The sequence below is a fragment of the Bacteroides sp. AF39-16AC genome (assembly GCF_003602735.1).
Classification (GTDB): Bacteria; Bacteroidota; Bacteroidia; order Bacteroidales; family Bacteroidaceae; genus Bacteroides; species Bacteroides uniformis.
Window position 1 is genome coordinate 26,891 of record NZ_QTLN01000003.1, and the last position, 12,359, is coordinate 39,249.

The following is a 12,359-nucleotide window of genomic DNA, read 5'->3' on the forward strand; positions in this document are numbered from 1 at the left end:
TGACTTGAATTGGATATGAAGCTTAGGAATTTATTTTTATTAATAGCTCTCTCGTTACCGGTTTGCTTGTCTGCACAGACAAGCAAACAAATCTATCTGCAACGAGCCGATTCTTTGCTTCAGCAGATACTTACTCTCTATAAAGTGGAGAAGTATGGCCTGCTGACGGAAACTTATCCAAGAAACCCGGAGCAGAGAATTACATATACGGCCAATACCGGCGCTGTTGTTAACCAGCAGGAGGTCTCTTTCTTGTGGCCTTATTCAGCCTTGGTATCCGGTTGTGTCTCTTTGTATAAGGTTTCCGGGCAAAAGAAGTACAGAAAACTGATGGACCGGCAGATAAAGCCGGGACTGGACCTTTATTGGGACTCTACCCGGATTCCCCATTGTTACCAGTCGTATCCGGCTTTTGCAGGTCATAATGATCGTTATTACGATGACAATGACTGGGTGGCCATTGATTTCTGTGATTACTATGAACAGACTGGTGACAAGGAGTATCTGGAAAAAGCCATCCAGCTGCATGACTATATTTATTCCGGATGGTCCGAAGAGTTGGGGGGAGGAATCTATTGGTGCGAACAGAAGAAAGAATCAAAAAACACTTGTTCGAATGCTCCGGCTACTGTTCTCTGTATGAGGCTGTTTAAGTTGACTAAGGATGCAAAATACCTTGAGCAAGCTAAGAAGACCTATCAATGGACCCGTGACAATCTTTGTGACCCTTCTGACTTTGTATATTGGGACAACAAGAATTTGCAGGGAAAAGTGGATCCGGCCAAATATACTTATAACAGCGGGCAGATGATTCAGGCCGGTGTACTTCTCTATCAGGTAACTGGAGAGAAGCGTTACCTGAAGGAAGCGCAGCAGACAGCCGAGGGTGCCTGCCGTTTCTTTCTGAAGGTACAGCCTATCGCAACAGGAGAGATGAAATTCTTTCCGGCAACTCCTTGGTTTAATGTAATCTTGTTCAGAGGTTTGAAGGCGCTATATCTGGTTGATAGGAATGAGGCGTACATAAAGACCATGATTGCGAATGCGGATTATGCTTGGAACTATGCGCGTGATGAGAATGGCTTGTTTAGTAATGATTGGTCGGGAAACAGAAAAGAGCAGTTCAAGAGTCTACTGGAGAATGCCTGTATGATTGAGCTTTTCGCCGAGATCAGCGAACTGCAATAAATAAAACCTTTAAACACAATAAACAATAAATAAACAGAAAATGAAAAGACAGATTGCTGTATTGGTATCCGCCTTGCTAATGGGTGGCGGTACCTATGCTCAGAATGGTGCTCAGGCGCAAAGACCGAAAGCCTACATGGTGTCTGATGCACATTTGGACACACAGTGGAACTGGGATATCTAGACCACAATAAAGGATTATGTATGGAACACGATCAGTCAGAATTTGTTTCTGCTGAAGCAGTATCCGGAATACATCTTTAATTTTGAAGGTGCGGTCAAGTATGCCTGGATGAAGGAATATTATCCGGCGCAATACGAAGAGATGAAGAAATTCATAGAGAGCGGCCGTTGGCATATCAGCGGAGCCAGCTGGGATGCCACTGATACACTGGTTCCTTCCATAGAGTCTGCGATTCGTAACATCATGCTTGGTCAGAATTATTATCGGAAGGAATTTGGTGTGGAAAGCACTGACATCTTTTTGCCGGATTGTTTCGGTTTTGGCTGGACACTTCCTGCCATTACGTCCCATTGCGGACTGATTGGTTTCTCTTCTCAGAAGTTGCAGTGGCGCAACAAGCCGTTCTACGGCAACGACAAATATCCTTTCACTATCGGCCTATGGCAAGGTATAGACGGCTCTACCATCATGATGGCTCATGGATATGATTATAACCAGCGTTTTGAGGACGAAGACTTGTCGGAAAACAAGAATTTGTTGGAATTGACTACCCACTCTCCGCTTCACATGGTCTACCGCTATTACGGTACGGGAGACATAGGTGGTTCACCTACATTGGAGTCTGTACGTGCCATAGAGAAAGGCCTGCAAGGCAATGGTCCGCTGCAGATTGTCAGTGCCACGAGTGACCGGATATATAAAGACTTCCAGCCTTACGCAAGCCATCCGGAACTGCCCAAGTTCAACGGTGAACTGTTGATGGATGTTCACGGTACCGGATGTTATACTTCCCAGGCTGCCATGAAGCTGTACAACCGTCAGAATGATCTTTTGGGGGATGCAGCGGAACGCTCCTCCGTTGTAGCCGAATGGCTGAACCAAGCTTCCTATCCCGGAGCTGCATTGACTGAGAACTGGCAGCGTTTCATTTTCCATCAGTTCCATGATGACCTTACGGGAACAAGTATACCGCGGGCTTATGAATTCTCATGGAATGACGAGTTGATTTCCCTCAAGCAGTTCTCCGGTATTCTTACTTCCTCCATTGACGCTGTGGCAAGAAAGATGGATACCAGGGTGAAAGGGATACCGGTGGTGCTTTACAATGCGCTTGGATTCCAGGTTGCCGATATGGCAGAGGTGGAACTTGCCTTGCCAAAGAAACCGAAAGGGATTACCGTATATGATATGAATGGCCGGAAAGTGGCCGCCCAACTACTGTCCTATGTCGATGGTAAAGCCAGACTCTTGATGGAAGCTGTTTTGCCTGCTACCGGTTATGCGGTATATGATGTCCGCACATCCGGTCTGTCGGCTGACGCCCGGGTATCTGTGAATGCCAATACATTAGAGAATTCTGTTTACAAGATAACGTTGGATAAGAAGGGAGACATCATTTCACTGTTTGACAAGAAGAATGGCAAAGAGCTGGTGGAACCCGGTAAATCTATTCGTTTGGCGCTTTTCACGCAGAACAAGTCCTACATGTGGCCTGCTTGGGAAATCTTGAAGGAGACCATAGACCGGGAACCGGTTTCCATCACAGAGGATGTGAAGATGACACTGGTGGAGGATGGTGAGCTGCGCAAGTCACTCTGCATCGAGAAACGTTATGGAGAGTCACTCTTCAAGCAGTACATCCGTTTGTATGAGGGTAGCCGTGCCGACCGCATAGACTTTTACAATGAGGTGGACTGGCAGTTGTCCAATGCTTTGTTGAAGGCCGAATTTCCTTTGAACATGGCAAATACGGAAGCCACCTACGATTTGGGACTTGGAAGTGTGAGGCGGGGCAACAATACGGAGACTGCCTACGAAGTCTATGCACAGTATTGGGCCGATTTGACTGACCGTAGTGGAAACTATGGCGTGTCTGTCCTGAATGACAGCAAATACGGCTGGGACAAGCCGGACGACAACACCCTCCGCCTGACCCTGCTGCATACCCCCGAAACAGACAAGGATTATGCTTACCAGAACCGCCAGGACTTCGGGCATCATTGCTTTACATACAGTCTGGTGGGTCATGCCGGCGGACTTGACAAGGCTGTCACCATGGAGAAGGCGGAGATATTGAACCAGAAGCTGAAAGCTTTCCGTACCGATAAACATAGGGGTACATTGGGTAAGGAGTTCTCTTTCGTCTCTTCCAATAACCGCAATGTCATTATCAAGGCATTGAAGAAAGCCGAGAACTCGGATGAGTATGTAGTGCGTGTCTATGAGATGGGCGGTGAGAAGGTGCAGGATACGGTACTTTCTTTTGCAGGCGAGATTGCCAGTGTCTGCGAAGCGGATGGCACTGAAAAGAGTATCGGTTCGGCCGAATTTAGTGGAAACGGGCTGTCTATAAGTATAAAGCCTTATTCTATAAAGACATTCAAGGTACGTTTGAAGTCATCGGGCGAGGACGCTTATCAATTGCAGTATGCCTCTTTACCGTTGTCCTATAACTATAAATGTTCCTCATTCAACGAGTTCCGCGGTGAAGCTGATTTTGAGTCGGGTTATTCGTTTGCGGCAGAACTGTTGCCCGAATCCTTGACTGTAAACGGAATTCCTTTCCAGCTCGGCGAGAAAGATGCCGCCAACGGAATGACGTGCAATGGTGATACTATTGTTCTACCGGAAGGTAAAAAGTATAATAAACTGTATTTTCTGGCTGCCGCTACGGACGGGGACTATGCCGCCACTTTCCGGTGCGGAGGGAACAAGAGTGAGGTCATTGTACCTTCCTATACCGGATTTGTCGGACAGTGGGGACATTCGGGACATACCAAAGGTTATCTGAAGGATGCCGAAGTGGCTTATGTGGGAACTCACCGCCACTCTCCTACAGCCGATGAGGCCTATGAGTTTACCTATATGTTCAAGTTCGGTGTCGATATTCCGGCAGGTGCTGCCAGCCTTATACTTCCGAAGAGTGAAAAGGTTGTTCTTTTTGCTGCCACATTGGTGGAGGAAACTCTGAAACCCGTCCAGGTTGCCACTAGCTTGTTCCATACAGCCATCCGTGACAATGAGATGGAGTTGAACAGTGTGGAGGTGGAAAAAGAAAACCTGTTGAAGGGTGCGAAGATTATCGCCTATTCCGGCTATTTTAATGATAATGAGAAGCCCGAACGTATCGTTGACGGGGATGTCGATACCAAATGGTGTGAAGTGGGAAGTGCGTTGAATTATGTGGATTTTGATTTGGGTGAGGCGAAAACTGTGAGCGGTTGGAAACTGGTGAATGCAGGCCGTGAGGACAAAGGGTACATTACTTCCGCTTGCTTCCTGCAAGGCAGAAACAGCCAGACTGAAGAATGGAAGACACTTGACAATATAGATGGAAACCGGCAGAATGTCGTATCACGTATGATTGACACTCCGGCGCAGGTACGCTATGTACGCTTGATGATAACCCGTCCTATGCAGCATGCAGGAGGAAAGGTGTTACGCATCAATGAGATGGAGATTTACTAAAATAATCGGTTATGATGAAAAAACTAGTTTTTGTAATTCAGTTGATATTTCTCTATAGCGGTTTGGCTATGGCCGACCCGGTTATCTCTCTTAAGACATTGTTGCATGAGATGACAGACCGTTCCGTGCTGGCGCGTTGGCCCGAAAATGCCTATACGTGTAAGCAGTTCAGCAGCTACGACCGTAGTTCGCATAACATGACGGATAAGCGTGCCTGGTTTGGTAATTTCGACCAAGGACAGTTTATCCGCCAGGAAGAGAACGGAGGGAGGACGGAATATGTGATGATGGATGCCGAAGGCCCCGGTGCCATAGTTCGTTTCTGGATGACTTTCTCCGGCATAAATCGGGGACAAGGGACTCTGCGTATCTACATAGACAATGAGGAAAAACCGGTAATTGAAGGCAATGTACGTGATATATTGAGCGGACAAGTCCTTTGTGGAGAACCTCTTTCAACTTCAGTACCCGATGAGGCTCCGATGGAAGAAAGAGGGCATAATTTATATTTGCCCATACCTTATGCCAAGCGGTGCAAGGTGACTATCGAATCGCCGGACTTGAAGATTACTCCGGAGGGGAAAATTGAGAGTAAGACCATTGTATACTATGCTATCAATTACCGCACTTATACTTCTCCGGTCAAGGTGATTTCTTTCTCGGCCAAAGAGTTGAAGAAGAATGCCCGGCTGATAGCTGCTGTCAATAAGAAGCTGTTGGAAGGAACACCTGGTATTGATACTCCGCTTGCGGGAAGAGAAAGTACGCTCAATCTGGCGGCTTCTCTGGCTCCGGGTGAAAGCCGTAGTTTTACGATTGACGGCTCTCGTGCCATTCGTCGTCTTTCGATGCGGATTGATGCCGATGACCGTCGCCAAGCACTTCGCTCTACGGTCTTGTCCATTGCCTTTGATGGGGAACCAACTGTCTGGGCTCCGGTCGGTGAGTTTTTTGGGGTAGGCTATTATCCCGTTGCAACTGGTACGTGGTATACGCGGGCCGTGCAGGATGATGTGATGAGTGCATGGTGGGTGATGCCTTTCGAGCGGAACTGTACGATTACCTTGACCAATTATGGGGAACAGCCGGTGGAGATATCCAAGGCTGCTGCAGTTAGTGGAAAGTGGCAGTGGGATGAGCGCTCCATGCACTTTGGTACCACATGGCAGCAGTTTACGCATATCCATGCCCGGGGCGATGAGTTTGCCCAGGACCTTACGTTTGCCGATCTTAAAGGTAGGGGCGTGTATGTGGGAGATGCGGTTACTGTCTATAACCCCAACTTGGGTTGGTGGGGAGAAGGAGATGAAAAGGTGTATGTGGACGGTGAAACCTTTCCGTCACACTTTGGAACGGGTACAGAAGATTATTATGGCTATGCCTGGGGGCGCTATGAACCGTGGATAAACCATCCTTTTGTTGCCCAACCCATAGGAGATGGTTGTTATGCTCACATAGGTTTGGCGCAGAATACCCGTGTTCGTAGTTTGGATGCGATTCCGTTTACCCGGAGCCTGCGCTTTGACATGGAGTTATTCGATTGGTCGAATATACACCTTAATTATGCTCCGATAACCTTCTGGTATATGCTTCCCGGAGGCGAAATACAGCCGAAACCCTTTGTGAGCGATGTACGCGAACGGGTTGCCAACCAACCGTCAGATATTTTCGGTTCAGGGATGAGTCTGGTTGTGGAAGGCGAAGCCATGCAGCCTTGTCCGGGGCATACGGGCTCCGTTGAATTGCAGACCAACTTCCACCCCTTGTGGAGTGAGGGTATGCAGCTCTACTGGAAAGAGTTTAAACCGGGAGATAAGCTGTCATTAGTTTTTGACAGTGAAGTGGAAGGAACTTATTATGCGAAAATACAGTTCACTGTGGCGCCTGATTATGGTACATTTGCCCTTCGTGTAAATGATAAGGTGATTACTCCGGAAGTCAGTCTGACCAATGGAGAAGTGTCTCTGCTTTTGGTGAATCTTGGGCGGGTCAATTTGAAAAAAGGAAAGAATGAGTTGCAGATTGAGTCGATTGCACTGGCTCCGGGACATGATACCGGTTTTTTTGGGATTGATAAGTTGACTCTTCGCAAATAATTCTGTAGACGTCTCTATCGCAGGGATTGTACTTGTATGGATAGCTTTGGATAAATAAAAGTCCAAGGCTATCTTTTTTGTATCAGTTCTTTTTCTATGATAAAATGCTATCTTTGTCCTCAAAATAATAGGTAAGATGAAACTTCGTTCACTCTATATCCTTTCTATTGTAGGGCTGCTACTGGTAATTGTGGTGCAGATTGGTGGTATGATGTATGCTTACGACAATACCAAGAAAGAGGCGGAACGCGCACTGAACGAATGTTTCCGTCTGGCTTTTATCGAAACGGTGGACAACGAGATTAATAATTTACCGTTTCCTGACATGACTATCCCTTTTTACTCGTATCTATCCAAAGACAGTATCAGGTCTTTCGAAGATGAGATGTTTTTAAACTATCAGCAGGCAGCTTCCTTTCTCGAAGATGTATATCATGTCGCCATTCCATTAGATGTGATGGCGAGGTTGGTAGAGAAGAAACTGAAATGGAAAAATATAGACCGGACTGTAAATATCCGTCCTGCGACGGACAGAAGCAAGCGTTCGGTATATGTACGGTTCAAGTCTGTTCTTTCGGAAAAAGCCTGGTTGAATGAGAAGAAAGGAGAGGCCATTGAAGCTGTCATGTTTTCTCCTTTTATACCGCTTGTCAAGGATATAGTCTTTTTGTTCCTTCCTACGCTTCTCTTGGTTGTTTTTCTGGTGTACAGTTGGGCCAGGCAAATGGATTCCATACTTAAACAAGGTAATGATATTGAGAAGCAGCGGTCTGCTTTTTATGTGCTGGCAGAGAAGATGAGGTTGCCGATAGGTGAGGTACGTAGTCAGATATCGGAGAGCCGGTGGGCAGATATAGAAGCCTCGGGGCAACATTTGCTGGACATGACAGAACATACGCTTACGGGAGCTAAGCAAAGCGAACGGCAGCGGCAGGTGCGCAAGCAATATTCTTTTAAAGTCTTTTCGATTGTCGGGTTGATTGCCGGCTGTCTGCTGATGGTAGTCTGGTTTGTCTATTTGTACCGTGCTTCTTTCAAAGAAACTGCCTATCAGGTAAATGATTGTTTTGAAGCGGCTTTTTATGACGAGGTCTTGAAACGCCGCCTTTCTTTGCTCTACGAACAGACTGATAGGGATGGAAAGGATGAATGGGAAGAGAGTGTTGAATCGCCTTTTGCAAAGGAGCAAAGGGAATTTCTGGAGAAAGAGCAGTCGAAGTATAAGGTGAACCGCTTTGGAGTGGTACATATGTACAATCCGGTCGATTTGAATTATCGACTACGCTCTGCTTTGATTATGCAGCGCAGCATCAATGAAAGCGGAATGGAATTTCCTCTCTCCGTGCAGTACCTCGATTCTGCTTTTGCTTCCAGGTTGGAAGCCTTGGGAATGACCTATAAGAGTGGTATCCGCCAGTACTACGCTCCCTCCGATAGTACAGTGGTGGAAGCAGGATATGCCTCGGCAAAATATCAGGATATTTCTTCCCGGTTTATACCGTTGAAGGAGGACAGCATCCTTTGTATACAAGGTGTGGTGAAGAATCCGTATCGCTACGTCATAAGTTCCGTATGGTATCTGTTTCTGCCTCTTTGGGTGATGTTTTTGGTGGTGTTGGACTGTATTCTCGGCCAGGTGAAAGTTTTGCGTACACAGCGGCATTTGGAGCAATTCCAGAAGGATTTTACTTATGCTATGATACACGACATGAAGTCTCCTCTGAGTTCCATCCTGATGGGAGCTCATATTCTGAATAGCGGCAAATTGTCCGGTAAGCCCGGAAAAGAAGAGAAATACCGGCAGGCGATGATGGAAGAGTGTGAGCATCTGCTTACCCTTTCCAATCGTGTACTGGTACTTACCAAGCTGGATGAGGGACATTTGGAACTCCATCAGGAAGAGGTGCCTTTGCGGCCTTTACTTGATGATATGATTGCCAAAATTTCTCTGAAAACCAGCAAAAGGGTAGAATTTACGACCGTTTATCATCGTTGTGAAATGGTGTATGCCGATGCCTTCTGTTTGCGTGAAGTGTTGGGCAATCTGCTGGACAATGCCATTAAATATTCCCATGAAGAGGTAAAGATAGATATTATTTGCGAATCGGAGAAAGGCTTCTGCAAGATAAAGGTGTGTGACAACGGATTGGGTATTCCCTTAAAAGACCAGTCTCTTATCTTCAACCGTTTTGAACGTTCTGCAGCAGTCGGGCGAAGTGGAAGGGGCGGTGCTGCAGGTTTTGGTCTGGGCCTGAATTATGTACAGCAGGTGATGCTGGCACATGGCGGCAGGGTAGAAGTGGAAAGTGAAGAGGGGTGCTTCAGTGAATTTACACTCTACTTTCCTATTGAGACTGTATAAATTTACCACACGTGGAAATTCAATCCTTCTGATTTGTCAGTAATATAGGAGCCTCCACCGAATGAGCGTAATTGCCAGAGGATGTAAAGGTCATCGAAACTCATGACAGCCAGTAATATTCCAAATCGTGTGACATCATAATTGCCACTTGTCATACCATATATAAGGGGCAATATACCCAGTAGCAGGAAGGGCAGCAGGCATGTGGTGCGATATTGCCACATGCGTATCGGCGAAAACAATCTGAACAACAGTTTATGTAGGAATAGATTTACCAGGACAGCTGCCAATATACACATGAAGAATCTGACCAGCGATAGATGGCTGGTTGTTTCTCCATGTATCGACTGAAACAGAATCAGCATTGGTACTGCAAATACTATGGCAGCTATGATGCCGTATTTATTAATCCTCTTGCCCGAAACTACTATCTCTGTCCCTTTTCGGCTTTTTGTTATTGAAATATCTGCTTTCATAGTGTGGATTTTTTGTATTGATGTTGCAAAGGTAGAGTGGGGCACATGCTTCATAAGTTATCGCTACGTTAATATTAGGTTAAGAGGCGTTGTTTTCCTCGTTTATTTTATAGCAATATGACTGTTGCATTCATTCTTTTCCTTATTTTTGCAATATATAATAAACGCATTATGATAAAGTTATTGTTGGTAGAAGACGATGCAAGCTTGAGATATATAGTTCAGGGCGGGTTGGAAGATATGATAGGCGGTTATGAAGTGATTGTTGCCGCCAATGGCGAGGAGGGCTTGAAACAGTGGAAAGAACAACATCCTGATGTGATAGTATCTGATATAGAAATGCCCGTTATGAACGGTTACGAGATGGTGAAGCGTATCCGCGAGACAGATGGGGAAACTCCGATTCTGTTCTCCTCTGCCCTGATATCTCCTAAAGATGTGGTAAAAGGTTATGAAATCGGTGCCAATAACTATATAAAGAAACCGTTCATTCCCGAAGAACTGGATGCACATGTCCACGCCTTATTGAAGCTTTCCAAAGGCGAAAAATCGAAAGACACGAGTCAATGCTACAAGATAGGCAAGGAATATGTGTTGGATGCCACACATGCCACTTTGAAACATGCTTCGGGTGTAAACAAGACTTTGACTGTGCGCGAGACAGGTTTGTTGCAGATGCTTTGTGAGAAGCGGGGAGACGTTATCCGCCGGGAAGCTATCTTGGATAAATTCTGGAATACGGAAGATGATTACTTTGCTTCCCGCAGCCTGGATGTATTTGTGACGAGACTTCGGAAATTTCTTTCGGAAGACGAGTCGGTAACCATTAAAACAGTGAAAGGAGTAGGATTGATACTGATAGAAAATTAATAATGTATCCTTCTATATTGCAATAATTTAGCAGTACATGTACTGTTCTTCTGGTTTATTTTCGTTATTTTTGTATAGCAGTATTATATGAATATAAAGAAGGAGGGTATATGCGTATAAAACGGAAAGTCAGTATCTCTTGTCTTGGTGGCCGTTTGGGAATCTGCCTGCTGTTGGCTTTTGTGCCGCAATTGCTTTTTGCGCAGGAAGACAGTGTACGTTTCATTCGTGACAGTATACAGATACAGCCGGAATTCAATGAATCTCTATTCTCTCCTTTTGAGCTTCCTTCTGAAAACTCTGCCCCTTCTTCCATGTTTCATCCGGAGCACTCCTATTCCCTGCCCGATTTTTCACTGAAAGAGTCTCTTCGTCTGCCTTATCAGACCAATCCTTCCCTGCTATTTCGGGGAGATTACAGTACAAGCGGTGTATTAAGACAGTTTCCTCACGGTATGTTATTCGGTTCCGGTGGGCAGACCAGCGTACCGGGTATCGGACGTTTCAACAATGCTTCCCTGGGATATCAGCATGCCTTTAACCAAAGGCTGACGCTCCAGCTTGGCGTAGATGCCATGAAGATAAATATGATTCATTCCACCGGGCAGGCTTTCAGTACTTCGGGAGCTTTGCGGTATCAGGCTTCGGACCGTGTAGCTTTTAAGGTTTTCGGTTCGTATGCCATAGGAAATACTTACGGGATGGATACCCACCGCTACGGTGCCACCATGTCTCTGGATATGTCCGAACGTTTTGGTATGGAAGTTGGAGTACAACGTTATTACGATGCTTATCGCGGTCGTTGGGAGACGGTTCCCGTTGTGATTCCCTATTATAATTTCGACAAGTTTAAATTAAGTCTGGATGTAGGTGGAATCTTGTATGAGATTCTGCGTAACACCGTCTTTGATAATAGAGGGGGCAGTGGCGGAGCGACTATTGCCCCACCACGTTTTCAGATGCCGCCATTGAGATAAGATAAGTATAAATCAGCTTTTTGTAGGGACAATCATCAAACAGTTTACTACTGTTACATAATATTATTGCTAATGTAGAAATACTTTCATGATATTTCGTTTATTTTTTGTTTTGCTGTTCGTTTTTGTGCGGACAGTTGTCCGAAAATGGACATTACTATAAAATAGTTATTCTTTGATAATCAGTGATTTAATTCTTTGGCACGCAGATTGACTATATATAGGCGAAGGCGGTTATGAAACAACAACCTCCTCAGAGAAAGAAGTAATAACAATAAAAAATAACGATTATGAAAGCAACAATATTTTCAAAAGCAGTGGTAATGATGGCAGTGGTAATGGCAAGTGTAATGAACTTTTCTGCAAGCGCGACAACTCCTGCCGATTATGTGAAAAACGAGGAGATGACCGGAGAACTGATGACCGCCAAGACTATCTTCCGCAATGAGGACGGACACCTTTTCCGTCACCTCCGCTACACTTACACTTATGACAGTGAGAACCGTGTGACGAGCAAGGAAGCTTTCAAGTGGGATAGCGTAAAGGAAGCCTGGGTGCCTTATTTCAAGCTGGATGTTGAATACACTGACAGTGAAGTTGAGTTGAGCTATGCCCGTTGGAACAGTAGAACTAATGGTTACGACAGCTATACGCAAACTACCGTTTACGAACTGAATGACAGCAATGCGGCTTTGATGTTGGCAAGTACCAAATAAAGGATAATATATCAAATACAAA

General features: G+C 45.5%; 9 protein-coding genes. 8 read left to right on the forward strand and 1 reads right to left on the reverse strand.

The annotated features are described in order from the left end of the window. Positions 1–15: 15 nt before the first annotated feature. The 5 genes from DW039_RS04110 to DW039_RS04125 all read left to right on the forward strand — a co-directional run bounded on the left by DW039_RS04110 (position 16) and on the right by DW039_RS04125 (position 9,298). A complete protein-coding gene (locus DW039_RS04110; protein WP_117703756.1) occupies positions 16–1,188 on the forward strand; it encodes a glycoside hydrolase family 76 protein in 1,173 nt (390 codons plus the stop codon). 40 nt (positions 1,189–1,228) lie between these two features. Then, positions 1,229–1,372 carry a hypothetical protein gene (locus tag DW039_RS21195; protein ID WP_005824785.1) on the forward strand — a complete coding sequence of 48 codons (144 nt, stop codon included), beginning with the start codon at positions 1,229–1,231 and terminating at the stop codon, positions 1,370–1,372. A gap of 6 nt (positions 1,373–1,378) precedes the next feature. Continuing rightward, positions 1,379–4,840 (forward strand): glycoside hydrolase family 38 C-terminal domain-containing protein, encoded by a 3,462-nt coding sequence (locus DW039_RS04115; RefSeq protein ID WP_243634888.1) that lies wholly within the window; start codon positions 1,379–1,381, stop codon positions 4,838–4,840. A gap of 11 nt (positions 4,841–4,851) precedes the next feature. Further along, complete coding sequence (locus DW039_RS04120) at positions 4,852–6,936, forward strand: DUF2961 domain-containing protein (RefSeq protein ID WP_119957728.1); 2,085 nt, start codon at positions 4,852–4,854, stop codon at positions 6,934–6,936. A gap of 136 nt (positions 6,937–7,072) precedes the next feature. Then, complete coding sequence (locus tag DW039_RS04125; protein WP_057259000.1) at positions 7,073–9,298, forward strand: sensor histidine kinase KdpD; 2,226 nt, start codon at positions 7,073–7,075, stop codon at positions 9,296–9,298. Between the two features lie 2 nt (positions 9,299–9,300). Here DW039_RS04125 and DW039_RS04130 read toward each other — a convergent pair whose 3' ends face one another. Further along, the gene (locus DW039_RS04130; protein WP_229076117.1) at positions 9,301–9,774 is read right to left on the reverse strand and encodes a metalloprotease family protein; all 474 of its coding nucleotides are present in this window, start codon (positions 9,772–9,774) and stop codon (positions 9,301–9,303) included. Between the two features lie 171 nt (positions 9,775–9,945). Here DW039_RS04130 and DW039_RS04135 point away from each other — a divergent pair, with 171 nt between their 5' ends. The 3 genes from DW039_RS04135 (at position 9,946) to DW039_RS04145 (ending at position 12,337) form a co-directional block, all read left to right on the forward strand. Continuing rightward, positions 9,946–10,644 carry a response regulator transcription factor gene (locus DW039_RS04135; RefSeq protein ID WP_044467324.1) on the forward strand — a complete coding sequence of 233 codons (699 nt, stop codon included), beginning with the start codon at positions 9,946–9,948 and terminating at the stop codon, positions 10,642–10,644. A gap of 110 nt (positions 10,645–10,754) precedes the next feature. After that, entirely contained in the window at positions 10,755–11,621 is an 867-nt protein-coding gene (locus DW039_RS04140; protein WP_008662202.1) for a hypothetical protein, read from the forward strand. A gap of 290 nt (positions 11,622–11,911) precedes the next feature. Beyond that, entirely contained in the window at positions 11,912–12,337 is a 426-nt protein-coding gene (locus DW039_RS04145) for a DUF3836 domain-containing protein (RefSeq protein ID WP_119957727.1), read from the forward strand. Positions 12,338–12,359: the final 22 nt, after the last annotated feature.